At 72.9% G+C, this 25,341-nt stretch carries 25 protein-coding genes; 14 read left to right on the top strand and 11 right to left on the bottom strand.

Annotation, left to right across the window (positions count from 1 at the left end):
* Positions 1 to 51: 51 nt before the first annotated feature.
* The gene (locus ACFRIC_RS05355) at positions 52 to 2,715 is read right to left on the bottom strand and encodes a LuxR C-terminal-related transcriptional regulator (RefSeq protein WP_382779685.1); all 2,664 of its coding nucleotides are present in this window, start codon (positions 2,713 to 2,715) and stop codon (positions 52 to 54) included.
* A gap of 313 nt (positions 2,716 to 3,028) precedes the next feature.
* Here ACFRIC_RS05355 and ACFRIC_RS05350 point away from each other — a divergent pair, with 313 nt between their 5' ends.
* The 4 genes from ACFRIC_RS05350 (at position 3,029) to ACFRIC_RS05335 (ending at position 7,963) form a co-directional block, all read left to right on the top strand.
* Entirely contained in the window at positions 3,029 to 4,654 is a 1,626-nt protein-coding gene (locus tag ACFRIC_RS05350; protein ID WP_382779683.1) for an MFS transporter, read from the top strand.
* 133 nt (positions 4,655 to 4,787) lie between these two features.
* Complete coding sequence (locus tag ACFRIC_RS05345) at positions 4,788 to 4,985, top strand: hypothetical protein (RefSeq protein ID WP_151467062.1); 198 nt, start codon at positions 4,788 to 4,790, stop codon at positions 4,983 to 4,985.
* Between the two features lie 279 nt (positions 4,986 to 5,264).
* Entirely contained in the window at positions 5,265 to 5,927 is a 663-nt protein-coding gene (locus ACFRIC_RS05340) for an HdeD family acid-resistance protein (protein WP_382779681.1), read from the top strand.
* Between the two features lie 206 nt (positions 5,928 to 6,133).
* Positions 6,134 to 7,963, top strand: a complete 1,830-nt coding sequence (locus ACFRIC_RS05335; protein ID WP_382779678.1) for an ArnT family glycosyltransferase — start codon at positions 6,134 to 6,136, stop codon at positions 7,961 to 7,963.
* Positions 7,964 to 8,033: 70 nt separating this feature from the next.
* On the opposite strand, the gene ACFRIC_RS05330 is transcribed toward ACFRIC_RS05335, so the two are convergent.
* The 3 genes from ACFRIC_RS05330 to ACFRIC_RS05320 all read right to left on the bottom strand — a co-directional run bounded on the left by ACFRIC_RS05330 (position 8,034) and on the right by ACFRIC_RS05320 (position 9,946).
* Entirely contained in the window at positions 8,034 to 8,765 is a 732-nt protein-coding gene (locus tag ACFRIC_RS05330) for a ferritin-like domain-containing protein (protein ID WP_382779675.1), read from the bottom strand.
* Between the two features lie 103 nt (positions 8,766 to 8,868).
* Positions 8,869 to 9,363, bottom strand: coding sequence for a flavoprotein (locus tag ACFRIC_RS05325; protein WP_382780813.1), 495 nt, complete (start codon positions 9,361 to 9,363; stop codon positions 8,869 to 8,871).
* A 124-nt stretch (positions 9,364 to 9,487) separates the two neighbouring features.
* On the bottom strand, positions 9,488 to 9,946 hold the full coding sequence (locus ACFRIC_RS05320; RefSeq protein WP_382779673.1) for a nuclear transport factor 2 family protein: 459 nt from the start codon (positions 9,944 to 9,946) through the stop codon (positions 9,488 to 9,490).
* 101 nt (positions 9,947 to 10,047) lie between these two features.
* Here ACFRIC_RS05320 and ACFRIC_RS05315 point away from each other — a divergent pair, with 101 nt between their 5' ends.
* A complete protein-coding gene (locus ACFRIC_RS05315) occupies positions 10,048 to 10,653 on the top strand; it encodes a TetR/AcrR family transcriptional regulator (RefSeq protein WP_382779672.1) in 606 nt (201 codons plus the stop codon).
* Between the two features lie 15 nt (positions 10,654 to 10,668).
* Here the strand turns inward: ACFRIC_RS05315 and ACFRIC_RS05310 are convergent, their stop codons facing one another.
* Together ACFRIC_RS05310 and ACFRIC_RS05305 are read right to left on the bottom strand one after the other, a co-directional pair.
* Entirely contained in the window at positions 10,669 to 10,881 is a 213-nt protein-coding gene (locus tag ACFRIC_RS05310) for a ferredoxin (RefSeq protein WP_382779669.1), read from the bottom strand.
* An 8-nt stretch (positions 10,882 to 10,889) separates the two neighbouring features.
* A complete protein-coding gene (locus tag ACFRIC_RS05305) occupies positions 10,890 to 12,092 on the bottom strand; it encodes a cytochrome P450 (RefSeq protein WP_382779666.1) in 1,203 nt (400 codons plus the stop codon).
* A 582-nt stretch (positions 12,093 to 12,674) separates the two neighbouring features.
* Between ACFRIC_RS05305 and ACFRIC_RS05300 the strand changes: the two genes are divergently transcribed.
* Together ACFRIC_RS05300 and ACFRIC_RS05295 are read left to right on the top strand one after the other, a co-directional pair.
* Positions 12,675 to 13,307 (top strand): LysE family transporter, encoded by a 633-nt coding sequence (locus ACFRIC_RS05300; protein WP_382779663.1) that lies wholly within the window; start codon positions 12,675 to 12,677, stop codon positions 13,305 to 13,307.
* Positions 13,308 to 13,557: 250 nt separating this feature from the next.
* On the top strand, positions 13,558 to 14,001 hold the full coding sequence (locus ACFRIC_RS05295; RefSeq protein ID WP_382779660.1) for a nitroreductase family deazaflavin-dependent oxidoreductase: 444 nt from the start codon (positions 13,558 to 13,560) through the stop codon (positions 13,999 to 14,001).
* 67 nt (positions 14,002 to 14,068) lie between these two features.
* Here the strand turns inward: ACFRIC_RS05295 and ACFRIC_RS05290 are convergent, their stop codons facing one another.
* On the bottom strand, positions 14,069 to 15,268 hold the full coding sequence (locus ACFRIC_RS05290; protein ID WP_382780809.1) for a cation diffusion facilitator family transporter: 1,200 nt from the start codon (positions 15,266 to 15,268) through the stop codon (positions 14,069 to 14,071).
* Between the two features lie 305 nt (positions 15,269 to 15,573).
* Between ACFRIC_RS05290 and ACFRIC_RS05285 the strand changes: the two genes are divergently transcribed.
* Complete coding sequence (locus ACFRIC_RS05285; RefSeq protein WP_329303130.1) at positions 15,574 to 15,879, top strand: DUF4235 domain-containing protein; 306 nt, start codon at positions 15,574 to 15,576, stop codon at positions 15,877 to 15,879.
* 31 nt (positions 15,880 to 15,910) lie between these two features.
* Here the strand turns inward: ACFRIC_RS05285 and ACFRIC_RS05280 are convergent, their stop codons facing one another.
* Together ACFRIC_RS05280 and ACFRIC_RS05275 are read right to left on the bottom strand one after the other, a co-directional pair.
* The gene (locus ACFRIC_RS05280) at positions 15,911 to 16,372 is read right to left on the bottom strand and encodes a pyridoxamine 5'-phosphate oxidase family protein (protein ID WP_382779657.1); all 462 of its coding nucleotides are present in this window, start codon (positions 16,370 to 16,372) and stop codon (positions 15,911 to 15,913) included.
* Positions 16,373 to 16,462: 90 nt separating this feature from the next.
* Entirely contained in the window at positions 16,463 to 17,227 is a 765-nt protein-coding gene (locus ACFRIC_RS05275; RefSeq protein WP_382779654.1) for a TetR/AcrR family transcriptional regulator, read from the bottom strand.
* Positions 17,228 to 17,443: 216 nt separating this feature from the next.
* Here ACFRIC_RS05275 and ACFRIC_RS05270 point away from each other — a divergent pair, with 216 nt between their 5' ends.
* From ACFRIC_RS05270 to ACFRIC_RS05255, 4 genes are all read left to right on the top strand, one after another.
* Positions 17,444 to 18,937 carry an APC family permease gene (locus ACFRIC_RS05270; RefSeq protein ID WP_382779651.1) on the top strand — a complete coding sequence of 498 codons (1,494 nt, stop codon included), beginning with the start codon at positions 17,444 to 17,446 and terminating at the stop codon, positions 18,935 to 18,937.
* Between the two features lie 35 nt (positions 18,938 to 18,972).
* Positions 18,973 to 20,604 (top strand): amidohydrolase, encoded by a 1,632-nt coding sequence (locus tag ACFRIC_RS05265; protein ID WP_382779648.1) that lies wholly within the window; start codon positions 18,973 to 18,975, stop codon positions 20,602 to 20,604.
* A 91-nt stretch (positions 20,605 to 20,695) separates the two neighbouring features.
* Entirely contained in the window at positions 20,696 to 21,058 is a 363-nt protein-coding gene (locus tag ACFRIC_RS05260; RefSeq protein ID WP_382779645.1) for a DUF1304 domain-containing protein, read from the top strand.
* The gene (locus ACFRIC_RS05255; protein ID WP_382779643.1) at positions 21,055 to 21,609 is read left to right on the top strand and encodes a TetR/AcrR family transcriptional regulator; all 555 of its coding nucleotides are present in this window, start codon (positions 21,055 to 21,057) and stop codon (positions 21,607 to 21,609) included. The genes ACFRIC_RS05260 and ACFRIC_RS05255 overlap by 4 nt, the downstream gene beginning before the upstream one ends.
* Positions 21,610 to 21,640: 31 nt before the next feature.
* Here ACFRIC_RS05255 and ACFRIC_RS05250 read toward each other — a convergent pair whose 3' ends face one another.
* Complete coding sequence (locus ACFRIC_RS05250) at positions 21,641 to 22,486, bottom strand: hypothetical protein (RefSeq protein ID WP_382779640.1); 846 nt, start codon at positions 22,484 to 22,486, stop codon at positions 21,641 to 21,643.
* A 135-nt stretch (positions 22,487 to 22,621) separates the two neighbouring features.
* A complete protein-coding gene (locus tag ACFRIC_RS05245) occupies positions 22,622 to 23,644 on the bottom strand; it encodes a GlxA family transcriptional regulator (RefSeq protein ID WP_382779637.1) in 1,023 nt (340 codons plus the stop codon).
* Between the two features lie 71 nt (positions 23,645 to 23,715).
* Here ACFRIC_RS05245 and ACFRIC_RS05240 point away from each other — a divergent pair, with 71 nt between their 5' ends.
* Both ACFRIC_RS05240 and ACFRIC_RS05235 read left to right on the top strand, forming a co-directional pair.
* Positions 23,716 to 24,672 (top strand): NADP-dependent oxidoreductase, encoded by a 957-nt coding sequence (locus ACFRIC_RS05240; protein WP_382779633.1) that lies wholly within the window; start codon positions 23,716 to 23,718, stop codon positions 24,670 to 24,672.
* 275 nt (positions 24,673 to 24,947) lie between these two features.
* Entirely contained in the window at positions 24,948 to 25,328 is a 381-nt protein-coding gene (locus tag ACFRIC_RS05235; protein WP_382779630.1) for an STAS domain-containing protein, read from the top strand.
* The last annotated feature ends 13 nt before the right edge of the window (positions 25,329 to 25,341 follow it).

Here is a 25,341-nt window from a genome sequence, read left to right as displayed (position 1 = left end):
TGGCTCACAGGACGCGAGGGGTCCGTGGCTCACACGCGAGGCTCCGCGGGCTCACAGGAGGTGCAGGTCGCGGGCCCGTCGTACGGCCTCGCCCCGGCGGGTCGCGGCGAGCTTGCGGTAGACGCTCTTGAGGTGTGTCTTGACCGTGTTGACCGACAGGTGCAGGTCGGCGGCGATCTCGTCCCGCGACATCATCTCCGCCAGCCGCACCAGCACCTCCTGTTCGCGCTCGCTGAGCGGTTCGATCACCGGCTCGATCACCGGTTCCTGACCTGCCCGCGCGGCGGTTCCGGGGCCCCGGACCGCGGCCGCCTCCGGGAGCCATTCATGGCCCTGGACCAGCACGGGCCGGTGCCGCAGGAAGGTCCGCAGCCAGGGGCCGGCCTCCGAGAACGGCCGTCTCAGACGCTCCGGCCTGGCCGTCCGCAGGGCCCGCGCCGTCAGCCGCTGGGCGGTGGAGTCGTCGCCCAGCGCGTCCGCCGTCTGCGCCCGCGCGAGCAGCACCCGGACGGCGATGGCCGGCCCCTCGTCGACCTCGGAGGAGAGCGCGTCGAGCAGGGCGCGCGCCGCCTCCCGGTCACCGGTGGCGAGCCGGGCACGGGCGGCGGCGGCCGTGGCCTCGGGGCCGGTCGCCCCCGCCTCCAGCAGCACGTCCATGGCGGCCAGCGGTTCGCCCAGGGCCAGATGGGCGGTCGACATGCCGAGGGCGGCCCGGTCCGTCACCCACGGCGAGGGTTCGATCCCGTGCGGCGGACGCTTCAGCTCGTCCAGGACGCGCAGCGCCTCCTTCGGATGGCCCTTGGCCAGGAGCACCCGGGAGCGCACCAGGGCCAGGCCCGCCGTCGCGACGGGATCGTGCGCGGCCGCGCTGGAGGCGGTCGCCTGGTCCAGATGGGTCTGCGCCGCGGCGAGATCGTCGCGGTCGACGGCGACCGCCGCCAGGACGAGCTGGGCGACGCCGGTGCGGGCGGGGGGCGGCAGGCCCGAGCGCTCCGCCCCGGCCACCGCCGCCCGCGCGTGGGACTCCGCGCGGCCCGGCCGCCCGCACAGCAGGTCGATCAGGGCGAGCCGGCCCAGGGACTCGTGCCGCGGTGACGCGGTGGACGGTCCGTCGTCGACCTGCGTGGCGGCGGACAGCGAGATCCGGGCCGCGTCGAGCCGCCCCGCCCAGAGCTGTGCCGAACCCAGTCCGGTCAGCATCAGGGCGGGCAGCTCCGGATGCCGTTCCAGCAGCTCGGCCGGAAGGGACAGCTCGGCCGCCGTCATGTCCTCGGCCGCCGCCTGCGCCCGGTCGGCCGAGCCGGTCAGCCGGGCCGCGAACACCCGCAGCAGCGCGTGGCTCAGCCGCAGGGCGGCCGTGCCGGCGTCCCCGCCCTCCAGGTGTTCCTCCGCCCGGCGCAGATAGTCCAGACCCCGGTCGACGTCGTGGCGTACGAGTTCGCGGGCGGCGCGCACCAGACACGCGGCCGGCCCGGCCGCGTCCGACGGCATGGCCGCGAACAGTCCGTCGAGGCGTTCGGCGTCGAGTCCCGTCAGCAGTTCGCCCACGGCCAGTTCGTCGACGAACCGGCCGGCCGCGAGCTCCCATTCGCCCGCCCCCGCCGCGTGCGGCAGGGCCTCCGCCAGCAGGCCCGAGTCGCTCAGCCAGCGGGCCGCCCGCCGGTGCAGCTCCGGCTCCAGCCCCGGGAGCCTGACCCGCAGGTGGACCCGCAGGATCTCCGCGAACAGGGGGTGCAGCCGGTACCAGGAGTGGCCGATGGCCTCGACGAAGGCGTTGGCGTGCTGGAGCCCGGCCAGGATGGCGTCCGCGTCGTCCCGGCCCGTCAGGGCGTTGGCCAGGTCCGGGTGGATCTGGTCGAGGATGCTCGACCGCAGGAGCAGATCCTGCGTCTCCTCCTCCTGCGCCTCCAGGACCTCGGCCAGCAGGAAGTCGGCGAGAGTGCTCTGGCCGGCCTCGAAGTTCTTGATGAAGGTGTCCGGGTCGTCGACGTGCTGGGCCGCGAGGATGCACAGACGCAGTCCGGCCGCCCAGCCTCCGGTCCACTCCGTCAGCGACCGCGCGCTTTCGTCCGACAGCCGGATGTCGTGACGGTTCAGCAGGGCGGCCGTCTCGCCCGGGACGAACGCCAGGTCGGCGCCCCGGACCTCGGCGACCGCTCCGGCGGCCCGGTAGCGGTGGAGCGGCAACTGCGGCTCCGTACGGCTGACGACGACCAGGCGCAGCCCGCCGCCCGCGTGGCGCAGTACGAACTGGAGCTCGTCGGCGACCTCCGCCGAGGCTCCCACCCGGTCGAACTCGTCGAGCACGAGAATCACGGGCTCCGCGCGTTCGCTCAGCCAGGCGGCCAGCCGGGTGAGCAGCGAGTGGTCCACGTCGCCCGGGCTCGACGGGCGGCCGATGTCGTCGGGGACGGCCGCTCCGTGGCGCCGCAGGGACTCCAGGACGTATGTCCAGAAGATGCCGGGGCCGGTGTCCTCGTGCTCCACGGTCAGCCAGGCCACGTCGTCCGGGCGGTCCGTCGTGGAGATCCAGTGGGCGACCAGGAGCGTCTTCCCGGCGCCCGCGGGCCCGTTGACCAGGGTGAGGGGGCCCCGCACTCCCTCGGTGAGGCGTGCGGTGAGCCGCGGCCTGCGGACGAAGGTCTCGGTCAGGTCCGGGACGGTGAACCGGACGGCGAGCAGCGGGTCACCACCCGGTGTCAGCAGCCCGGCCATGGGGTCCAGCCTCCGCGAAGTCTCGGCAGCGGCGAAGCGTCCGATCCGATGTGGTCCGGGTCCACAGCTCCCTCCCCGGTGTAACCCCCGCACACTGATCGTCACCCGCTGTCCCGAATGTCGCAAGACAGGCTTCGGTCCCCCGCGGCGGGTGAGGCGCGCGGCACCCCGCTTCGGGTGCCATGGGAACGGTCCCCGGATGGCGGGGAGGCGTGACTCCGGGTGCCATGGAGGAGCCGCGGACGCGGAGCCGGACCGGACGCCGCCGACCGGCGCGGCGGTCTCCCGGGCCGAATCGACGAGGTGGTCACCGGTGAAGCACTGGCACGCTCTGGCCGTCCTCGGGACGGCCCAGTTCCTGATGGTCCTGGACACGTCCGTCATGAACGTGTCCATCAGCCAGCTCGTGGAGGACTTCGACACCGAGGTCACCGCCATCCAGGCCGTCATCACGCTCTACGCGCTGGTCATGGCCGCCTTCATGGCCACCGGCGGGCGGCTCGGCGACATCCTGGGACGCCGCCGGCTGTTCCTCGTCGGACTCGTCGTCTACGGCGTCGGATCGGCCCTGACCGCGGTGGCTCCCACCCTGTGGATGCTGGCGCTCGGCTGGTCGGTGATCGAGGGGCTCGGGGCCGCCCTGGTGCTGCCCGCCATGGCGGCCCTGGTCGCGGAGTCCTACAGCGGGCGGGACCGTGCCGTCGCCTACGGGGTCATCGGCGGGCTCGCCGGCGCGGGCATCGCGGTCGGACCGCTGCTGGGCGGCTGGGTGACGACGTACCTCACCTGGCGGCTGGTCTTCGCGGGCGAGGTCGTGGTCGTCCTGGCGATGCTGTGCTTCCGCCGGGCGATCCCCGAGAAGCCCCGGCCCGCTTCCCGCCCCCGGATGGACGGCGTGGGCGCCTTCCTGTCGGCGGCCGGACTGGGACTCGGCGTACTGGGTGTCCTCCAGAGCGGCACCTGGGGGTGGGTGCAGCCCCGCAACCCGCCCTTCACCGTCCTCGGTTTCGCCCCGACGCTGTTCGTCGTCTCCGCCGGGGTGCTCGTCCTCGCCGTCTTCGCCAAGTGGGAGCGCCGCAGGGAGGCTCGGGGCACCGACCCGCTGATCCATCTGTCGCTGCTGCACCGGCTGCCCCTGCGCTCCGGTCTGCTGACGCTGGTGAGCCAGAACCTCATCCTGCTGGGGCTGTTCTTCGCGATCCCGCTGTATCTCCAGGTGGTGCAGGGATTCGACGCGTTCCAGACCGGGCTGCGGCTGCTCCCGGTGTCCGTCACGATGCTGGCGGCCTCCGTCCTGGCGTCCAGGCTGGGGCGGGTGATGGGACCGCGCCGTGTGGTCAGGCTGGCCCTGCTGACGCTGCTCGGAGCCATCATCTGGCTGCTGGCCACCATCCAGCCGGTCATCGACGACGCCCAGTTCGCCGGGGCCATGGCCGTGCTGGGCGTCGGCATGGGGCTGCTCGCCTCCCAGCTCGGCAACGTGGTGCAGTCCAGCGCCGGCGAGGAGGAGCGCAGCGAGGTCGGCGGGCTCCAGTTCACCGCCCAGAACCTGGGCTCCGCGCTCGGTACGGCGCTGATCGGGTCGATCCTCGTCGGCGCCCTGGCGCAGGCCTTCACCACCCAGGTGGCGAAGCATCCGGACGTGTCGCAGGAGGCCCGCGAGAAGACCGGCATCGCGCTGGAGGCGGGCATCAGCTTCGTCCCCACCGACCAGGTGCGCTCGGCGGCCGAACAGGCCGGACTGCCGCCGGCCGAGGTCGACGCCGTCACGGACTCGTACACGACGGCGCAACTGGGCGGCCTGAAGGCGGCGATCCTCGCGGCCGGGGGCATCACGCTGGCGAGCTTCCTGGTCACCACCCATCTGCCGACCGGACGAACGGGCCGCGGGAAGGATCCCGGCACGGGCAGCCCGACCGCGCCCCTCGAAAAGGCGTGAACGCGCTGGGTCCCGGGGGCGCCCGGCCCAGGTTCACCTCTTGCGGGTGAGGGCGGGCGGCGCGGGGTGCCGGATGATCGTGGGAGAGGGTGCCGACCGCCCGCCCCAGGCCACCCGCCGGGGGGAGCCCCGCATGCAGTACGAGATCCGCGTCGAGGGACATCTGTCGGAGACGCTTTCCGAGGCGTTCCCGGAGATGGACCACGTGCTGATCTCGGGTCAGACCATCCTGTTCGGCCCCGTCGTCGACGAGGCGCACCTGTACGGACTGCTGGCCCGCTGCCGGTCGCTCGGACTGCGGGTCGTGGAGATGCGCCAACTGCCCGGGTGACCCTTGCGCCGATCGGGCCCGCCGACCGCTGCACCGATCGGACCTGACGGCCGCTGCCCGATCGGACCTGACGGCCACTGTCCGATCGGACCGAACGGCCGCTGCGCCGACCGCCGGGACGACCGCGAGGATCACCCGCCGGGGGTGAGCCGCCGGAGCCCCGCACACGGGAGCGTGGACGACGGGAATCGGACGGCGGGAATCCACCCACCGTCCCGTCGGCGGCCCACGACCGGTCCGCCCGACCGCGTGATCCGCTCGACCGCGTGAGGAGGAACCATGACGGAACCGCATGGTTCGGCACCGCACACCGGGCCGGACCCCGGGCCCGGCCGCTCGGGATCCGCGCCCCCGGGCGACCCCGTGGTGATCCTGGACCGCGTCGGCGCCTCCTGGACCTGGCTCCTCGGCTCGGCCGTCGCGACGCTGATCCCCGGCATCCTGGTCCTGGTCTGGCCGGAGGAGACCCTGCACGTCCTCGCCGTCCTCCTCGGCCTCTACCTGCTGGTCATCGGCGGATTCCGGTTCGTGTCCGTGTTCGGCCACCGGGAGCAGGGCAACCGGTTCGCCACACTGCTGATCGCGGTGCTGTACGTACTGGCCGGCGTCCTGTGTCTGCGCAACCCGATGCAGACCATCGCCGCGCTCTCCCTGATCCTCGGCGTCGTCTGGCTCGTGTCCGGCGTGCTGACCGCGTACACCGCCCTCTCCTCCAGGGACCTGCCGCACCGCGGCTTCGTCCTGTGCGGGGCGGCGATCGGCATCATCGCGGGCATCGTCGTGCTGGCGCTGCCCACCGAGTCGGCGCGGGCCCTGACCCGGCTGCTCGGTCTGTGGATGGTGCTGATCGGCCTGGTCGAACTCGCGATCGCCTTCGCCTGGCGGTCCGCCCTGCGCCGGGCGGTGTCGGTCACGCCGCGCGACCCGGCCTCCCCCTACTGAGGAGGGACACCGACGGAGGAGGCCGAGCATCCCGGCCCCGCGCACATCGCCGCCCGCGACTCCTTGAGTTGTGCGGAACGCCGGGCATACTCGTGACTCCCCCTGCCCGGGCGCCGACCGGAGGATCCGGCCGGCGCCTCGGCGCGTCCCCGAATCCGTGGGCCGCCCGATGAGCAGGCTCGTACGGAGCGGACGTAACAAAGGGCATGCCGACATTCCTGGCCAGCAGGCACGACGAACGCGTGCCGGTGCACGGCGCGTCCGTGCCGCCGCGCACGCTCCTCGGGCGACTGCGCCACCACGGGCGCGCCGTGTTCGTGGTGGCGGTGGTCCTGCTGCTGGCGCAGATGGCCGTCGCCATGGTCAGTACGGCCGTGGAGCAGACCCCGACGATCGACGAGCCCGTGTACGTGGGCACCGCGACGGTCTACGTCCAGCAGCACGACCTGCGCTACAACCCCGAGCATCCGCCGCTGGGCAAGCTGATCATCGGGACCGGCCTGCTGTTCGCGCACCCGCACCTCGACCCCGCCTTCGAGGGCGACCAGACCGAGCTCGGGCGGCACGTGCTGTACGAGTCCGGCAACGATCCCTGGCGGGTGATGCTGTGGGCGCGGTTGCCGGTGATCGTCCTGACGCTGCTGTGCGGGCTGGTCGTCCTCGCGTTCGCCCGTGAACTCGCGGGCCGTACGGGCGCGCTGGTGGCCCTCGCGCTCTACGCGTTCTCGCCCGACGTGATCGCGCACGGCTCGCTGGCCACGCTCGACGTGCCGGCGTCGGCCTTCCTGCTGACGTCGGTGTGGCTGGTGTGGCGGGCCAGGCGCCGGCCGTTCCTGTACCTGCCGCTCTCCGCCGTCGCGCTCGGAGCGGCGGTGGCGACCAAGATGAGCATGCTGCCGGCCGTGCCGGTGGTGCTGCTTCTCGCGGTCGCCTCCGTGTGGCACGCGGGCCGTTCCGGCCACGGCACGGAACCGGAGGTCGACACCCGGGCGCGGAGGGCCCGGCTGCTCGGACTCGGCGCCGCGGCCGCCGCCGGGACGGCCGTGCTGGTGGTCGCCGTGGTGTGGGCGACCTATCTGGCCGTCGATCCCCGGCTGCGCTGGACGGCGCCCTCGGACCTCCCGGCCGTGCACGGACTGCGGGCGCTGCTCGTCGACCATCTCCCCCTGCCGCGGCCCTACCGGGACGGGATGCGGGTCCAGTTCGGCTTCGAGAACGCGACCTGGCAGGGCTTCCTCTTCGGCCGGCTCTACCGGGGTTCTCTCTGGTACTACCTCCCGGCGGCGCTGCTGGTGAAGACCCCGCTCGGCATGATGGCTCTCTGGACGGCCGGTTCACTCACCCTTCTGGCCGTACGCCGGCTGCGCCCCGCGGCCCCGTACCTCCTGGTCCCCCCGGCGCTGTTGCTGGCCTCGGCGATGACCGGCTCACGCGATCTCGGCGTGCGCTACGCCCTGTTCGTGCCGGTGTTCCTCGCGGTCGCGGCGGGCTGTGTCGCCGTCGCGGGCGGACCCCGCCCGGAGGGAGCGGCGGACCGGCCGAGTCCGACACCGACACCGACACCGACGCCGACGCCGACGCCGACGCCGACGGGAACCGTGGCCCGACGGTGGCCGGGCTGGGCGGGGACCGGGACGGCGGCGCTGGTCCTGTTCGTGGCCGTCAGCTCCCTGCTGACGTACCCGTACTACCTGCCGTACTCGAACGAGGCGTTCGGCGGCCCGGAGAAGACCTATCTGCGCCTGCACGACTCGAACGTCGACTGGGGCCAGGACCTCGGCCGCCTCGCCGACCGCCTCAAGGGGCACTACCCCCACGAGAAGGTGTGGCTCGTCTACAAGGGCGCCGGCGTACCGTCCGCCTACGGCATCCACGCGACCGACCCCCGCACGGTCCCCGCAGCCCGCGTCCACGGCCTGCTGATCGTCTCCGACACCGCGGTCGACAAGGCCGACGCCCACCTGAAGACACTGCTGTCGACGAGCAGGCGGATCGAGGAGATCGGCCACTCGATGACCGTCTTCCGACGGGCTTGAGCGGCAGGGCGGCCCGTGAGTGGTCGGTCCCGGTTGTTCCCGGTGGTCCCTGCCACCGGCCTTCTCGCCGTCAGGCTTCGCTCGTCCAGGCGTCGGGGCGGGGCGTCAGCACCGCGGTGAGCACCTCATGGGACGAGGTCATGATGTCGGCCACGAAGCGCAGGCGTCCGATTCCGAGCCGGTGCAGGGCCGGGCCGTGGTCGACACAGACCACGAGCGAGACCGCCAGCAGGAGGAGGCGCCACAGGGTCATCACCGGGCGGCGCACCGGGCGCGGCAGCTCGGCCAGGGAGGTGTGCAGTCGCTCGCAGTGAAACGGGACGTGGCGCTGTTCGTCGGACAGGATGCGCGCCGCCACGTCCGTGGTGAGTGCGTCGTCGGTGCCGTCGCGCAGGGCCCGGTAATAGCGCAGGGCGACCACTTCCGCGATCATCAGCACCAGCAGTTCCATGCGCAGGCCCATGAGGCGCCGCAGTCGTACGAAGGCCGCGTCGCTCCAGTGGCCGGTCAGCGTCGGCATGTCCCCCGCGGCCAGCAGCCGGGCCAGCAGTCGGGCGTGGTTCTGCTCCTCGGCGACGAACAGCCGGACCGCCTGTGCGTAGTCGGCGTCGCCGGCCTGGTCCGCCTTGCCGACGAGGTTGGCGCCGTCACCGTCCTCGCCGACCTGGAAGCGCTGGATGCCGGCCCACACCGCCCGGGGAAGTGTCGCGCCTCGCTCCCAGTCCGGATCGCCCTGGGCACGCCTGAGCTCACGTTCGTCCTCGAACCGCTTGGTCCACTTGGCGAAGCCGGCCGTCCGCACGTGGTCTCCCCTCTCCGGGATTCTGCCACCGTTCAGAGGGACGACGCGGCCGGACACCGAACCGTTCCCCTTCCGGCGCGGGCACCGCCTACTCCGGGTGAGCTCACGTCTCGGGTGTCAGCAGGTCCAGCACCCGTTCCCAGTGGAAATCACCCGGCCCGCCGCCCTGTTGGTCCTCGCCTGCGTACGGGTCGCCGAAGCGGACGCCCATGGCGCGGAGGCGTTCGACGGCGGCCCGGTAGGCGGGGTGGGCCGCCAACGCCTGGTTCACGCAGGGCAGTACGGCGATCGGGACGCCGAGTCCGTACGCCTCGCACAGTGTTCCGAGGGCGAGGGTGTCGGATATGCCGGCCGCCCACTTGTTGACGGTGTTGAAGGTGGCCGGCGCGACGGCCACCGCGTCCGGTGCGGGGAAGGGGCGCGGGTCGCCCGGGGCGCGCCAGGCGGAGCGGATCGGTCGGCCGGTCCGCGCCTCGACCGCGGCCGCGTCGATGAAGCCGAGGCCCTGGGGCGTGGCGATGACACCGACCTCCCAGCCCCGCTCCCGCGCCGCGTCGATCAACGTGCCGATGCCCTCGGCGACGCCCGCCGCGCACACGACGACGTAGAGGAACGGCTTCTCGCCGGGGCCTGCGGGGGCGGTGCGTTCGCCGGAGGCGGTGCGCTCTCCGGGTTCAGTGGGTTCACTGGGTTCGGTGGGTTCGCTCACCTGCGCACCCTAGCTAGTGAAGCGGGAAGCCCTGTCCGCGTTCGGACTCGGGGCGGGGGCCGAAGATCCGCCGCTCCGCCTCCTCGATCGGCACGTCGTCGATGGAGGCCTCGCGCCTCGTCATCAGACCGTGCTCGTCGAACTCCCACAGTTCATTGCCGTACGAGCGCCACCACCGGCCGTCGGCGCCCCGGGACTCGTACTGGAACCGGACGGCGATGCGGTCGCCCTCGAAGGCCCACAAGTCCTTGCGCAGGGCGTACTCGTGCTCTCGGGACCATTTGGCGGTGAGGAACTCCACGATCGCGGCGCGGCCCGTGACGAAGGTGTCCCGGTTGCGCCAGACCGAGTCCTCGGAATAGGCGAGCGCGACCTTGTGCGGATCACGGGTGTTCCAGGCGTCCTCGGCGGCCTGGACCTTCCGGAGGGCGGTCTCACGGGTGAAGGGCGGCAGGGGCGGACGGTCGGCCATGAGGACTCCTGGGTGCGGGCGAAGGCGATGGAGAACGTACGTTCTCCACCTCTGGCCGCTAAGGTAGAGAACGCTCGTTCTCAGGTCAAGGAGCCCGCCCCATGGACAGCACGACCGCCCGGGATCGGGCCGCCCCCTCGGACACCCGGGAACAGGCCCTCGCGCTCGCCCGCGAACAAGCCCTCGACGCCGCCGAGCGGCTGTTCTACGGCCGGGGTATCCAGGCCGTGGGCATGGACGATGTCCGCGGCGCCTCGGGGGTCTCGCTCAAGCGCCTCTACCAGCTCTTCCCTGCGAAGGAACACCTGGTGGAGGCGTACCTGGAGCGGCGCGACGTCCGCTGGCGGGCGCGGCTGGCGGAACACGTCGACAGCCGGCGGGAACCCGATCGGCGCATCCTGGCCGTCTTCGACTGGCTGGGCTTGTGGTTCGCCGAGCCGGACTTCCGCGGCTGCGCGTGGATCAACGCGTACGGCGAACTCGGCGCCGCGTCGGAGCGGGTGGCCGCGCAGACCCGTACGCACAAGGCGGCGTTCCGGGCCTATCTGGCCGGGCTGGTGAGCGCGGCGGGGCGGCCCGCCGCGCTCGGTGACCAGCTCTTCCTCCTCGCCGAGGGCGCCATGGTCACGGCGGGTGTCGACGGGAGCGCCGAACCCGCCGCTCAGGCCCGCGCCGCCGCCCAACTCCTTCTGGACGCGGGGAAATAGGGGCCGCCCACGGGGTCAGGCGGTCTCTTCCGTCACCGTGATGGCGCCGACCGGGCAGGCGCGTACCGCCTCCCGCAGCATCGGGTCGCCGCCGCCTTCCGGCCGGTCCGGGAGCAGCGCGCTGAATCCGTCGTCGTCCTGGGTGAAGACGCCCGGGGCGGCGAGGGCGCACTGACCCGCGCCGATGCAGACGTCCTTGTCGATCGCGATGCCGACGCCCGTGCCCATGCCGCCCCTCACCAGGTCACGGGGAGTTCCAGCATCCCCTGGATCGTGTCTCCGGGCTTGAACGCGACGGCGTCGGCGGGGACGGCGAGGCGCAGGCCGGGGAAGCGGTCGAAGAGGGAGCGCAGCGCGATCTCCATCTCGGCACGCGCGAGGTTCTGGCCGAGGCACTGGTGGATGCCGAATCCGAACGCGACGTGATGCCGGGCGGAGCGGTGCCAGTCGAGGGTGTCGGGCTGGGGGAAGGCCAGTTCGTCGCGGTTGACGACGGAGGTGGAGAAGACGACGCCCTCGCCCGCGCGGATCGTGGCCCCGGCGATCTCGATGTCCTGTGCCGCGACCCGCAGCAGCCCGTCCGCGATGGACAGGAACCGCAGCAACTCCTCCACGGCGGCGGGCATCAGGGTTGGTTCGGCCCGCAGTTCGCCGAGCTGTTCCGGATGGCTCAGCAGGGTGAAGGTACCCAGCGAGATCATGTTCGCCGTCGTCTCGTGCCCGGCGACGAGCAGGATGGTCGCGAGAGAGATCAGCTCCTCGCGGTCCAGTTCTCCCTCGCGGAGCTGATCGCGGATGAGCTCGTCGAGGAGTCCGTCCCCGGGGGCCTTCTCCTTGCGGTCGATCAACGACTCGAAATAGGCGTCCAGTTGGTCGCGGGCGGCCTCGATGTCGGCGGCGGCCGGGCCGCGCAGCAGCCGGCGGGACTGCTCCTCGAAGAAGTCGTGGTCACCGTAGGGCACACCGAGGAGGGCGCAGATCACCATCGACGGCACGGGCAGCGCGAAGTCGTTCACCAGCTCGGCGGGCGGCCCCAGTCGCTCCATGCGGTCGAGGAGCCGGTCGACGGTCTCCTGGATCCGCGGGCGCAGCGCGGCGGTCCTCTTGAGGGTGAAACTCGGTACCAGCATGCGGCGTTGGACGTGGTGCTCGGGGTCGTCGACACCGAGCAGCGCGATCCGGCGGTTGCGCGCCGCCGCGAACCGCTCGGTGACCGCGGGGAATTCGGGCCGCGCGCGGTCCGTGGACAGCCGCGGGTCGGCGAGGAGTTCACGGGCGACGCCGTGCCCGGTCACCACCCAGACGGCCCGCCCGTCGAACAGGGAGATCCGCGACAGCGGACGCCCCTCACGCAAGGGCGCGTAGGCGGTGGGCGGGTGGTAGGGGCACGTACGGTCCTGCGGAAAGCGGACCAGGGGCGACGGCTCGGTCGCCGCCACCGGAGACCCATGGGCCGGCGCGGGAGGCTCGGGGGCCGCCACGGGCGACGCGGTCACCGGCACGGGCGACGCGGTAATTGGCGCGTGAGGCGGCTCGGTCGCCGCGCGCACGGGGTCGGCCGGCGGCCGGGCCACCGGGTTCTCGGATGCCGGACTCCGGGATGCCGGGTCCTCGGACACCGGGGCCGGGAAGGACGGGGATCGGGTCAGGGGGGTTTCTGTCATGAGTGACCTCGCAAGCGACGGTTCCCTCTTGCCGATCTTCATTAGATGCCCCAGGCACCTATGCGGCCACGCGAAGTTCGGCCAGATGAGCCGCCCGCACCATCTGGCCGAAGCACGGTGGGCGCGGTTCCGGTTCCCCCGCCGTTCCCGCCCCGCCGGTTCGCCCGCCTGCCCGGCATTGGCTCGAAGTCCGCCGTACCCCCCTTCCGAAAATGGGTTGCGCGGTGTCGTCGGGCGGACCGAACATCTGCCCATGTCCACGAACGAAGCCTTCCTGCCGCCGACCTCCGCCACCGTCCGTCCGGTGCGGGTCCAGCAGCAGCCCGGCCGACCCCGGAGGCCCGAGCTTCCCCGGTCGTGACCGCCGCGCTCGTCGCGGGGCTTCTCGCGGGCTACGGCATCGCCATGCCCGTCGGAGCGGTCGCGACCTACCTCGTCTCCCTCACCGCTCGTACGTCCCTGCGGATCGGCGCCTCGGCGGCACTCGGCGTCGCGACGGCCGACGGGCTGTACGCCCTGGTCGCCGCCCTCGGGGGCACGGCGCTCGCCGCGGCGCTCCAGCCGGTGATGCTCCCGCTCAGCCGGGCCTCCGCGCTGGTCCTCGCCGTGCTGGCGGTCCATGGCGCGATCGGCGCGGTCCGCCGCTACCGCGGACGCCTGCTCCCCGAGCGGACCGGGCAGGATCCCCCGCGGCCCGTCCGCGCCTACGCGGCCCTGCTGGGCATCACCCTGCTCAACCCCACCACCGTCGTCTACTTCGCGGCGCTGGTGCTGGGCAGCCGGACGGCCGAGGCGGTACGACCGCTGGAGCAGGGGGTGTTCGTGCTCGCCGCGTTCGCCGCGTCCGCGAGCTGGCAGCTCCTGATCGCCGGGGGCGGCGCCCTGCTGGGCCGGACCCTGACGAGTCACCGGGGACGTCTCGTGACAGGGATCGCGTCGAGCGGCGTGATCATGCTCCTTGCGGTACGCGTCCTGGTGGCCTCGTCGTGAAGTCCCGGGTCGCCGCGCCCGGCAGGGGCCACCTCGCGAACCGTCGCCGGGTCCGGCGCGGCCCCCTCGCGAACCGTCGCCGGGCCCGGCGCGGGCCCCCTCGCGAGCCCCCGTACACCCCGTACACCCCACGGGTGGATCGGACCGGCGCGGGGAGCGACGCGGGCCGCGGTGCGGAAGATTCGCGTCCGCGCTGGTGTTGAATCGTGCCGAGACACGACCAGTCCGACGCGACGATGGGACGGAAGTCATGCCACTTGAGGGCGAGTACGAGCCCAGCCCCACGCAGTGGGTCCGGGACCAGGTGGAGTTGTACGAGAGTTCCGGTGGCACCAAGGGAACGACCCTGATGGACACCGGACTGCCCGTCATCATCCTCACCACACGCGGCGCGAAGAGCGGCAAGATCCGCAAGACCCCGCTGATGCGCGTCGAGCACGACGGCCGGTACGCCGTGGTCGCCTCGCTCGGCGGCGCTCCCAAGCACCCCGTCTGGTACCACAACGTCGTCTCCGACCCCCACGTCGAGCTCCAGGACGGGCCCGAGCGCAAGGAGTTCAGGGCCCGGGAGATCACCGGCGCGGAGAAGGACCAGTGGTGGGAGCGCGCGGTCGCCGCGTATCCCCCGTACGCCGACTACCAGAAGAAGACCGACCGGGTGATCCCCGTCTTCGTGCTGGAGCCGGTCGGCTGACCACGGCCCGCCACGGACGGCCGCGGAGCCGGTGTGCATGAACCGCGGCACGCCGGGCACCCGGATGTCAGGCCCCGCCGCGCTCCCCCGTCGCGGCGGGGCTTCCTGCTGTCCTGGGGCTGCCCGACGCGGTGGCGTCTTCCGTGCGCGCGGGGTCTCCCGCGGCCGCCCTCGTCGCACGGCCCCCGTCGTCCGCCCCGCCCTCGCCGCGCCTGGCCGACCGGGCGGCCGCGGCGTCGGTCACGTCGAGGAAGATCTGGTCGGCCGCGGGGAAGGTGTGGGCGACCGAGCGCTTGATACGGAGGGCGACCTCCTCGACCCTCTCGCTGTCGAGCCCGGGGACCAGGTCGATCCGCGCGGCGACCAGGGTCGAGTCGAGCCCGAGCTCCATGGTCAGCAGCGCCTCGACACTGTCGATCTCGGGCTGCGCCTTCAGCAGTTCGCGGATCCTGCCGCTCTGCTCCGCGTCGACCGCCCGGCCGATGAGCTGCTCGCGGGCGTCGCTGCCGAGCCAGAAGGCGATGCACACGAGCAGCAGTCCGATGGCGAAGGAGGCGCAGGCCTCCCACACGACCTGGCCCGTGATCATGTGCAGCACCATGCCGATGATCGCGAGGCTCACACCCAGGACCGCGGTGCCGTCCTCGGCGACGACCGTCCGCAGGGCCGGGTCGCGCATGCCGTCGCCGCCCTTGCCGCGGATCTGGAAGAGGGCGCGCAGAAGCGAGGCGCCTTCCGCCAGCAGGGCCACGCCGAGCACCGCGAGCCCGGTGATGTAGCCGCCGAAGGATTCGTCGGCGCCGTTGCGGAGCGCCTCGAAGCCCTGGAAGAAGGAGAAGCAGCCGCCCATGACGAAGATGCCGACGGCCGCGAGCAGTGACCAGAAGAACCGTTCCTTGCCATAGCCGAACGGATGCCGGCTGTCGGCGGGCCGGCGGCTGCGGCGCAGCGCCGCCAGCAGGAACACCTCGTTCAGGCTGTCCGCCACGGAGTGCGCGGCCTCGGAGAGGAGCGCGGGGGATCCCGAGATCAGGCCGCCGACCGCCTTGGCCACGGCGATCACCAGGTTGGCGACCAGCGCCACGATCACGGTGACCTTGGTCCTGGCGTCCGAACCGCCCGAGTCGTCCGAACCGCCTGAGCCGTCCGAACCGCCTGAGCCGTCCGAGTCGCCTGAGCCGTCCGAGTCGCCTGAGCCGTCCGAACCGGCCGAGGCGTCAGAGGCATCAGAGGCATTTGTGGTGTCCGTGGTGTCCGAACCTCCCACGCCGTCCGCGCCGCCCTCCGTCCGCCGACGCCCACTCGGCTGTTCCGGCTGTTCCTGCCGTTCCTGGCGTTCCTGCCGTTCCTGCTGCTCCGGCCGCTCCTGCTGCCGCGTCGATGGGGCGCGATCCGTCGGTTGCGTCGTCTCTTCACCACTCACACCGGCCGGTTTCCCTCGGGTCCCCACCTCACACCGGGCAGGCCGGGACAATCGGACCGATGGGTACGAGGGCGGCACGGAGGGCACTCGTACCCGGTGGGAGTGGCCCGCACGGGTCCGCGGGCCCGCAAACGGAGAAGGAGTGCCTGGTGTCCAAGAAGCCGAAGAAGCTCAAACTGCCCCTGGCGTACAAGCCGATCGGCTTCGTCCTGAGCTGGGCCGGCGGCGCTGTCGCCGGACTCGCCTTCCAGAAGGCCTGGATGGCGATACGCCACGAGGAGGACGCTCCCGACGCCCTGGACAAGGACCGCGGCTGGGGCGAGGTCCTGCTGGCGGCGGCGCTCCAGGGCGCGATCTTCGCGGTCGTCCGCAGCGCGGTGGACCGCTCGGGCGCGAAGGCCATCGAACGGTCCACGGGCGTCTGGCCCTCCCCCACCAAGTCGGGCCGCGACTGACCGGCCGCCGCGCGCCGCGAGCCCGGCGGACTCAGTCGGCCGGCAGCCACGCGCCGTCGCGCATGAGGTCGCGGCCGGAGAGTTCGTCGGCCTCGCGCCAGGCCTGCACCCGTACGGGAGTGACGCTGAAGTACAGGTAGTGGGTGTCGAGTCCGCGCGGGTCGAAGCCGGTCCTGGCGGCGAACGCGTCACCGGCGCCCTCCGGCAGTTCACCGGCCTCCATGGTGCGGACCGTGCCGTCGATCATCACCACGTCGCGGGTCGGCCCGAGGCCCAGGCGCACGGTGCCCGCCGCCCGCAGGTTGCGGCCCGTGGGACTGGCGGCGGGGGTGGCCAGCAGGACGGTCGTCCCGTCCCAGAGGTACGACAGCGGCACCAGATAGGGCGTTCCTCCGGCGCCGTCGGCGGTGGACACCCAGACGTCGACGTCGGTCTCCAGCCGGTCGAGCGTGTCCTGCTTGCGCTGCTTGCGGGTGCGGACGGGCGGGTTCATCTGCGGACGGCCTCCTGGTCGACGGCGTACGGACGGCGCACCTGCGCCGGGGCGGGCAGGGCCCCTACAGGGATGACGGTGGAACGGGCTTCAGTGTGACGAGCGGGGCCGGTCCGGGGCGGGTCCCGGCGCGGGATCTCCGCCGGAGAGTTCCGCGAGCCGGGCCGCGGCGGCGCTCAGCAGCAGGTCGAGCGCCGTCGGATACGAGCTGTGCCGCATGTCGAGCACGAGGTGGCGGGCCGTCGCCGCGATGTTCGGGTGACTGTCGGCGGGCAGCCGGGCGTACGTAGCCCGCCACACGCCGGCCTCGGCGTCGCGGGCGGCGGGAGGCAGGGCGACGCTCGCGGCGTCCAGGGCCGCGAACGCGAGGGCCTGGTCGACGAAGGCGTGGTAGATCCGTACGGCCTCGGGATCCGGAAATCCGGCGCCGCGGAGCACCCCGAGGATCCGCTCCACCGCCTGGATCTCGTGGACGCGGCCGGTCACCCGGTAGGAGCTCAGCACGGCGGCCTGCGGATGGGCGAGGGACCCCGTGTGCATGCGCAGGCCGAGGTCCCTGAGGTCGGCGCGCCAGTCCCCCGTGGGGCGCCAGGCGCGCAGCGTACGGCCGATGAGCTCGTCGGCGATGGCGAGCAGCAGATCGTCGGTGTCGCGGAAGTACCGGTACAGGGCGCTGGGGTCGGCGCCGAGGGCGAGGCCGAGGCGCCGGACGGTGAGGGCGTCGGCGCCGTGCTCCTTGAGCAGGCGCAGGGCGGTCTCGACGATCAGCTCCTCGGAGAGCACGACGCCCGTCTTGGTGGGGCGTCTGCGCCGCCGGGCGGCGGGCGGGACGACGCGGTCGTTCGTGGACGTCATGGTGGCTCCCTCCGGTACGGATCACGGTCTCTCCGGTGCGGTGCACGGTCTCTCCGGTGCGGTGTGCCCTCTCCGGTGCGGTGCGCTCTCTCTCCGGTGCGGCCCTCCTCCGGTGCGGGCACCTTATGTCAACGCCGTTGACCTGTTAAGGCCCCGGGCAGTTTCATTTCCGCTCATCGGGCCGGAATCAGGCCCCGGGTGCGATCGGAGCAGGCCATGACGCAGAAGCCGTACGGTGTGGATCCCCCGTCCTTGCGCAAGACCCTCGGTGTGCTGGACGGTGTCGCCATCGCCGCCTCCAGCACGGCGGCGACCACCAGCATCGGGATCGGCCTCGGGGTGACGGCGGGGGTGGTCGGGCTGCATCTGCCCGCGATCATGCTGCTGGCCTTCCTGCCGATCCTCGGGATCGCGGGCGCCTTCTCCCGGCTGAACAAGGTCGAGCCGAACGCGGGCAACGGCTACGTGTGGGTGGGCCGTTCGCTCAGTCCCTGGCTGGGTTTCCTGGTCGGCTGGGTGAGCATCGTGGCCACCGTGGCGTTCCTCGCGTACACCACGGCGGTGACCGGTTCGGCGATGATCCAGCTCGCCGGCCAGGCGGGCCTCCACCAGGTGGCGGGGCTCGCGCTCGATCCGGGCTCGACCGCCCAGACCACGGCCGTGGGCGTCCTCGTCCTCGTCGCCGTCACGTTCACCGCGGTGACCGGTGTCAGGACCGCGGCGCGGCTCCAGGCCGGACTGCTGGTCTTCGAGTACGTCGTCCTGCTGGGCTTTTGCGGGTACGGCATCGTGACCGGCCCGCACCCCTTCAGCCTGAGCTGGTTCGACCCGTTCCAGATCCCCTCGGCGACGGCGCTGGCGCAGGGCCTGCTGCTGTCGGTGTTCTGTTACTGGGGGTTCGAGGCGGCGTTCACCGTGAACGAGGAGGTGCGTGATCCGCGGGACGCCTCGCGGGCCGGGACCATCACGCTGGTGACCATGCTGGGGCTGTTCCTGCTCGGCTCGGTGGCCTTCCAGCGGGTGCTGTCCGAGAACGAGCTGGCGGGGCACGGCGCCGAGGGACTGGCCTTCCTCGGGAACCGGCTCGCCGACCAGCCGCTGGCCGCGCTGCCCCTGGTGGCGCTGATGTTCTCGGCGGTCGCCTCGCTCCAGGCCGGGGTGATCCCGACGGCGCGCGGGATGTTCGCGATGAGCCGGGACCGTACGCTCGGGCCCGTGTGGTCCAAGGTCAGCGCCCGGTACGGCACTCCGGCGACGGGCACGCTCCTCATCGGCGCGATGGCCGTGGTCGTCGCCACGCTCTCCCTGGTGATCCCCCGGCTCGCCGACATGATCATGGCGACGGTCAACGCCGTCGGGATCGTCGTGGCGCTGTCGTACGCGCTCATCGCCCTCGCGGCGGCCGCCCGGTTCCGCGGGCTGCTGCGCGAGAACCTGCGGGACGGGATACGCGCGGTCGTCCTGCCCGCCCTGAGCGCCGTGGCGCTGCTCGGCCTCGGCGGCTATCTCGCCTGGTCCTTCTACGACTCGGCCGACCATTTCGAGGTCAGCGCGGACAACGGCTGGTTCCTGCTGCTCACCCCGACCCTCATGATCGTCTCGGGCTTCGTGGCCGGCGCGTGGGCCAAGTGGGGCCGCAAGTCCGCCTACTTCACCACCGGACGGGGCACAGACGCCGACGCGCCCCAGCTCCTGGCCACCCCCAACTGAGCGCTTCCGGCGATCCGAACCAAGGAAACGGAACCATGCACGCTGACCTTCTCTTCACCGGCGGCCCGGTGTTCACCCCCGAGGGCCGCACCGCGACCGCGGTGGCCGTCACCGGCGACCGGATCACCGCGGTCGGGAACGCCGAGGTCCTCGACCTGGCGGGACCGGGCACCGAGGTCGTGGACCTGGCCGGGCGGCTGCTGCTGCCCGGGTTCCAGGACGCGCACGTCCACCCGCTCCCGGCGGGCCTGGAACTCTCCCGGTGCGATCTCACCGGTGCGAGGACCGCCGAGGCCACCCTGGCCGCCGTCCGCGCGTACGCCGAGGCCCATCCCGAGCGGGAGTGGATCACGGGCGGCGGCTGGTCCATGGAGGCGTTCGCGGGCGGCACGCCGACGAAGGAGCTCCTGGACGCCGTGGTACCGGACCGGCCGGTGTACCTGCCGAACCGGGACCACCACGGCGCCTGGGTCAACAGCCGCGCCCTCGAACTCGCCGGCGTCACCCGGGACACCCCCGACCCCGCCGACGGGCGCTTCGAGCGGGACGCGTCGGGCGAGCCCACGGGCATGCTCCAGGAAGGGGCCATGCAGGCGGTCGGCCGGCTCGCTCCCCCGGCCACCCCGGCCGACCGGCTGGCGGCGCTGCTCCACGCCCAGCGGCATCTGCACGCGCTGGGCATCACCGCCTGGCAGGACGCGATCGTCGGCACCTTCGTCGGCATGGACGATCCGTCGGAGGCGTACATGACGGCGGCCCGCGACGGTTCTCTGACCGCTCGTGTGGTCGGCGCGCTGTGGTGGGACCGGGCGCGCGGCGCCGAGCAGATCCCCGAACTCGTCGAGCGGCGGGCGGCGTTGCGGCACGGCAGGTTCCGGGCCACCAGCGTGAAGATGATGCTGGACGGGGTCGCGGAGAACGGCACCGCCGCGCTCCTCGACCCCTACCTCGACAAGTGCGGCTGCGCCACGGCGAACCGGGGCAAGAGCTTCATCGACCCGGAGCATCTGCCCGCGTACGTCACCGAGTTGGACGCGCTCGGCTTCCAGTGCCACTTCCACGCGCTGGGCGACGGCGCCGTGCGCCACGCCCTGGACGCGGTGGAGGCGGCGCGGAAGGCGAACGGGCCGAGCGACACCCGGCCGCACCTGGCGCATCTCCAGGTCGTGCACCCCGACGACGTCCCCCGCTTCGCCGCGCTGGGTGCCACGGCGAACATCCAGCCGTTGTGGGCCGCCCACGAACCGCAGATGGACGAGCTGACCATTCCCTTCCTCGGACCCGAACGGGCCTCCTGGCAGTACCCGTTCGGATCGCTGCTGCGCTCGGGCGCCAGGCTGGCGGCCGGCAGCGACTGGCCGGTCAGCAGTCCCGACCCGCTCCAGGGCATCCATGTCGCGGTCAACCGGGTCAGCCCGGACGAGCCGGGGCCGGTGTTCCTGCCGGCCGAACGCCTCGACCTGACCGCCGCGTTGACGGCGTACACCGCGGGAACGGCGTACGCGAACCACCTCGACGACACCGGCACCCTGCGGCCGGGCGCCCTCGCGGACCTCGTCGTCCTGGACCGCGACCCCTTCGCGGGCCCACCGGAGGCGATCAAGGAGACCGGCGTCGCGCTCACCTACGTCGGAGGAGAGCGCGTCTACGCGGCCCCGGACGCCTGAGCCACCCGATGGCCGTCACTTCTTGGACAGTCGTCCAGCTATAGTGGACACCTGTCCAAGAAGTGGCGAGCCTGATCGGAGCCTGTCGACGATGGAGACGGTCGCGAACGTGCTGGTGGGCCTGGTGGCCGCGTTGCATGTGTACATCCTGGTGCTGGAGATGTTCCTGTGGGAGCGGAAGCCGGGGCGGGGGCTCCACGGGTTCGACGCGCCGATGGCGGCGGCGACGGCGCCGCTCGCCGCGAACCAGGGGCTCTACAACGGATTCCTCGCGGCGGGGCTGGTGTGGGGACTGGTCGCGGCCGACCCGACCGGGCACGACGCGCAGGTCTTCTTCCTGTGCTGTGTCGTCGTCGCGGGGGTGTACGGAGCGGTCACCGCGAACCGCCGCATCCTCTTCGCCCAGGCGCTGCCGGGAGCGCTCGCGCTGGCCGCCGTCCTGCTCGCCGGATGACGCCCGACGACCCGCGCGCCGCCCGGACGCGCGCGAAGCTGCGGCAGGCGCTGCTGGACGAGTGCGCCGAACATCCGCTGGAGGAGACGGGCGTCGCCGCGCTGGTGCGGCGGGCCGGGGTAGGCCGGGCCACCTTCTACGTGCACTACGCCGACCTGGAGGCGCTGGCGGTCGACGCGTGCGCGGATGTCGTACGGGAGGCCGTGGAGGCGCTGCACGCCTGGCGCGGCCGGCCCGACCCGGTGTCCGCGCCCCCCGCGCTGCGCGCCTTCTTCACCGGACTCGCCCCGCACGCCGGTCTCTACCGCGCGCTGCTGAGCCCGGGCGGCGGCGGCCCGCTGGGGCTCGTGCTCCACCGTGATCTGCGGGCCCGCAGCCTGGCCGAGCGCACCCTGGCCGGCGCGCCGGACGCGCCCCTCGTCGCCTCCGCGGTGGCCGCCACCTTCGCCGGTGTCCTCGCGGACTGGCTGCACGGCCTGCTGGAGGGCACCCCGGACACCGTCGCGGACGAGGTCTGGCAGCTCCTCGTCGCCCTGCACGCGAGCAGGTGACGCGCCGGGCCCGACCGGCCCGGCGGGCGCCTCACCTGCAACCGAAGCGCGAACTCGTCGCGGGCCAGGCCTCCACCCCGTCCGCGGTCTTCACGTAGGCCGTGGTCCTGTCCGGCGTCAGCCAGAGCCGCCAGTCGCCGTAGCGGTAACCGGTGTCCCGCGCGTCGGCGGGCATGCGCACGTCCCCGTCGTACGCGGCGGTGAGCGCCTCGGCCGGGAGGACCCGGTGCGGATCGCGCGCGTACTGGCGGCCGTACCGGCCCAGGTCCAGGAAGTGCGCGCTCTGCCAGTCGCAGTGCTCGGCGCCCGCCGCGCTGGACACCTCGGTGGTCGGCACGCGGCGGCCGTCCCGGTCCGTCCAGATCTCGTACCCCCGCGCCTTCGTCCAGCTCGCCGGGAACTCGGAGGGGTCGCAGGACGCGCTGGTCTCCGGGCCCCAGCCCGGGCGCCGCGGCTGGTCCTTGGCGACGACGACGGCGACCTTGGTCCGGCCCGCGACGTCGTACGAGAACAGGACGCGGTCCCCTTGGGCGCGCTCCACCCGGTAGCCCCGCTCGGGCAGTTCGGGCTGATAGATCTCGAAGTACGCCTTCAGCCCTTCCTCGGGCGTCGACCCGCCGTCACCCTTGCTCCACGCGTCGCCCGCGTCGCCCGCCCGGATCGCGCCGTCGCATTCGAGGGCGCGGCCCGCCGCCCCCGAGCTCTGCTCCGCGTCCCCGTCGCCTTCCGCCGAGTAGGGAAGGTCCAGCGGCCCGGTGTACGGGGCGGCGGGGGCGCTGCCCGTCACCACCACCCCTTCGTGCCCGTCCCCGCCGCACCCCGCCACCGCGAACCCCACCAGCACCACCGCGGCTACGATCCCGCTGCGCGTCCCCACCACTGATCCTCCGCCCGTCGTCCGTGCTCCTACGACGCCGGGGTGCGGAGGTTCGTTCGACGGGCCGGAGCCCGGAGTCGCGTGGGCGGGTGTCGGGGGCCGGGGCTTCACCCCGTACGGCCGGCCCCTCTGAGGTCAGCGTGTGGTCTGGAAGGTACGGCGGTAGGTCTGCGGCGAGACACCGATCGTCGCCTGGAGGTGCTGGCGCAGCGAGGCGCCGGTCGCGAAGCCGACCTCTCCCGCGATGCGGTCCACCGGCAGGTCGCTGGCCTCCAGCAGATGACGGGCGCGGGAGAGCCGCTGCTGGATGAGCCAGCGGCCGGGACTGAGGCCCACCTCGTCGTTGAAGCGGCGGGCGAAGGTGCGCAGACTCATGCCGGCGTGGGCGGCGAGATCGGTCAGGGTCAGCGGATCGCCGAGCCGCGCGAGCGCCCAGTCTCGGGTGGCGGCGGTGCTCGCCGTCGAGGGCTCCGGGACGGGCTGTTCGATGAACTGGGCCTGGCCGCCCTCGCGCAGCGGCGGGACCACACAGCGCCGGGCCACCTTGTTGGCCAGTTCGCTGCCGTGGTCACGGCGGACGATGTGCAGGCAGATGTCGATTCCGGACGCGGCTCCGGCCGAGGTGAGGATGTCGCCGTCGTCCACGAACAGGACGTCCGGGTCCAGGTCGACCCGCGGGAACAGCCGCCTGAACTCGTCGGCCACATGCCAGTGCGTGGTGGCCGGGCGCCCGTCCAGCAGACCGGCGGCGGCCAGCACGAACGCGCCCGTGCAGATCGAGACGATCCGCGTGCCCGGACGGATGTACGCCAGGGCGGCGGCGACCTCGTCGGCACGGCCGATGGGGAGCGCGGCCGGGGTGACGGCGGCGATCACCACCGTGTCCGCCGTCCGCAGGACCTCGGGACCGTGGTCGACGGTGATGGAGAAGTCGGCGTCGGTGCGGACCGGCCCGCCGTCGAGCGTGCAGGTCACCACCTCGTAGCGGCCGTCCGCCGCGCCGAGGATGCGGCTGGGCATCCCCAGCTCGAAGGGGTAGACGCCGTCGAGCGCCAGGACCGCGACCCGCTCCACGCGCTGTCCCGGCTCGCTCCGCTCCCCGCACCCCGTCGTGTCCGCCCGCTCGGCCCGTACCAGGTTCCGCACCGTTTTCCTCATGGCACGATCTTATCGAAGGTTGGCAATCATGCCATTTTCCGCCGGGGCGGCTCCGGGCAGGCTGGTTCACCATGAGCACTGTGAACACGATGCGAGCCATCAGCCAGACCGTCCTCGGCGGCCCCGAGGTTCTTGAGGAAGTGACCCTGGAGCGGCCCTCGCCGCGACCGAACGAGATCCTGGTCCGCGTACGGGCCGCGGGCGTCAACCCGACCGACTGGAAGCACCGCGAGAACGGCGGGTTCCTCGGCGAGCCGCCCTTCGTCCTCGGCTGGGACGTCTCCGGCGTGGTCGAGGCGACCGGGATCGGCGTCGCCCTCTTCCAGCCCGGCGACGAGGTCTTCGGCATGCTGCCCTACCCCTTCGGCCACGGCTCGCACGCCGAGTACGTGACCGGTCCGGCCCGGGCCTTCACCCGTAAGCCCTCGACGATCGACCACACCCAGGCCGCGGCCCTCCCGCTGGTCTCCCTGACCGCCTGGCAGGCGCTGACCGAGCGGGCCGACGTGCGGCCGGGACAGCGGGTGCTGATCCACGCGGCGGCCGGCGGGGTCGGCCATGTGGCCGTGCAGATCGCGAAGTCCCTCGGCGCGCATGTGATCGGCACCGCCAGCGCGGGCAAGCACGACTTCCTGCGGTCCATCGGCGTGGACGAGCCCGTCGACTACACCAGCGTCGACTTCGCCGAGGCCGTGCGCGACGTCGATGTCGTCCTGGACACCATCGGCGGCGAGACGGGGCTGCGCTCCCTGCGTGTCCTGCGTCCCGGTGGCGTGGTCGTCTCCATCCTGCCGGTCGGATCCGACGCGTTCTACGAGGAGGCCGAACGGCTCGGTGTCCGGGCGGTCCGGATGCTCGTCGACGCCGACCAGACGGGGATGAGGGCGGTCGCGGATCTCGTCGAGAAGGGCGCGCTGCGCGCCACGGTCGCGGAGACCTTCCCGCTGGCCGAGGCCGCCAAGGCGCACGCGCTGGGCGACACGGGCCGGACCACCGGGAAGCTCGTGCTGGTGGTCGACCAGGCGTGACGGCCTCGGCGCCGGGCGGTCCGCCGGGCCGCCTCGGTGCGAGGCAACCGGGAGCGGGGGCCCGGGTGACCGGCGCCGCGCCCGGGTTACCGGCGCCCGCGCCCGGGTGACCGGCCGTCCAGGCACATCCGGCCAACTCCCCACGCACAGCGAAGACATATGTCAATCGAACATGCTGGAATTCACCTCAACGAGGGTAACTTGCAGAGCAGGAACCGGACTTGCTCCCGTGTCACCCGGGAGCGGACCGACAGCCGCCTGGAGGTGATGGCAGCGTGGCGAGCGATTTCGCGCCGTGCACCCGGCATGTGCGGATCCACCAGGACCACGGCCATGTGGTCCTGGAACTGCACGGGGAGATCGACCTGCTCGCCGCGACGGAGATCACCCCGCTGCTGGACGCGGTGACCTCGGACCCCGCACCGCAGGTCGTGATCGACCTGCGGTGCGTCGAGTTCTTCGACTGCTCGGGCCTGCGCCTGCTGTACCGCGCCCGGGCCCGCGTGCTCGAACGGGGCGGCCGGCTGCACCTGGTCTGCGCCCATCCGCTGACCCTGCGGATGTTCCGGCTGACCGGGCTCTCGCGGATCCTGCCGCCCTCGGCCTCGCCGGAGGCGGCACTGGGCCTCCCGGAGACCGTCCCGGACCCGCGCTGAGGGCCCGGAGGCG

Source organism: Streptomyces sp. NPDC056738, assembly GCF_042790435.1.
Taxonomy (GTDB): Bacteria; Actinomycetota; Actinomycetes; order Streptomycetales; family Streptomycetaceae; genus Streptomyces.
This window is presented reverse-complemented; position numbering and strand designations above follow the sequence as displayed.

What these genes read in the sequence shown, in the direction of transcription:
- ACFRIC_RS05355 (WP_382779685.1), bottom strand. Translation starts at nt 2,715, where the DNA reads ATGGCCGGGCTGCTGACACCGGGTGGTGACCCGCTGCTCGCCGTCCGG.
- ACFRIC_RS05345 (WP_151467062.1), top strand. Translation starts at nt 4,788, where the DNA reads ATGCAGTACGAGATCCGCGTCGAGGGACATCTGTCGGAGACGCTTTCC.
- ACFRIC_RS05340 (WP_382779681.1), top strand. Translation starts at nt 5,265, where the DNA reads ATGACGGAACCGCATGGTTCGGCACCGCACACCGGGCCGGACCCCGGG.
- ACFRIC_RS05335 (WP_382779678.1), top strand. Translation starts at nt 6,134, where the DNA reads ATGCCGACATTCCTGGCCAGCAGGCACGACGAACGCGTGCCGGTGCAC.
- ACFRIC_RS05320 (WP_382779673.1), bottom strand. Translation starts at nt 9,946, where the DNA reads ATGGCCGACCGTCCGCCCCTGCCGCCCTTCACCCGTGAGACCGCCCTC.
- ACFRIC_RS05315 (WP_382779672.1), top strand. Translation starts at nt 10,048, where the DNA reads ATGGACAGCACGACCGCCCGGGATCGGGCCGCCCCCTCGGACACCCGG.
- ACFRIC_RS05310 (WP_382779669.1), bottom strand. Translation starts at nt 10,881, where the DNA reads ATGGGCACGGGCGTCGGCATCGCGATCGACAAGGACGTCTGCATCGGC.
- ACFRIC_RS05295 (WP_382779660.1), top strand. Translation starts at nt 13,558, where the DNA reads ATGCCACTTGAGGGCGAGTACGAGCCCAGCCCCACGCAGTGGGTCCGG.
- ACFRIC_RS05280 (WP_382779657.1), bottom strand. Translation starts at nt 16,372, where the DNA reads ATGAACCCGCCCGTCCGCACCCGCAAGCAGCGCAAGCAGGACACGCTC.
- ACFRIC_RS05275 (WP_382779654.1), bottom strand. Translation starts at nt 17,227, where the DNA reads ATGACGTCCACGAACGACCGCGTCGTCCCGCCCGCCGCCCGGCGGCGC.
- ACFRIC_RS05270 (WP_382779651.1), top strand. Translation starts at nt 17,444, where the DNA reads ATGACGCAGAAGCCGTACGGTGTGGATCCCCCGTCCTTGCGCAAGACC.
- ACFRIC_RS05265 (WP_382779648.1), top strand. Translation starts at nt 18,973, where the DNA reads ATGCACGCTGACCTTCTCTTCACCGGCGGCCCGGTGTTCACCCCCGAG.
- ACFRIC_RS05260 (WP_382779645.1), top strand. Translation starts at nt 20,696, where the DNA reads ATGGAGACGGTCGCGAACGTGCTGGTGGGCCTGGTGGCCGCGTTGCAT.
- ACFRIC_RS05255 (WP_382779643.1), top strand. Translation starts at nt 21,055, where the DNA reads ATGACGCCCGACGACCCGCGCGCCGCCCGGACGCGCGCGAAGCTGCGG.
- ACFRIC_RS05245 (WP_382779637.1), bottom strand. Translation starts at nt 23,644, where the DNA reads ATGAGGAAAACGGTGCGGAACCTGGTACGGGCCGAGCGGGCGGACACG.
- ACFRIC_RS05240 (WP_382779633.1), top strand. Translation starts at nt 23,716, where the DNA reads ATGAGCACTGTGAACACGATGCGAGCCATCAGCCAGACCGTCCTCGGC.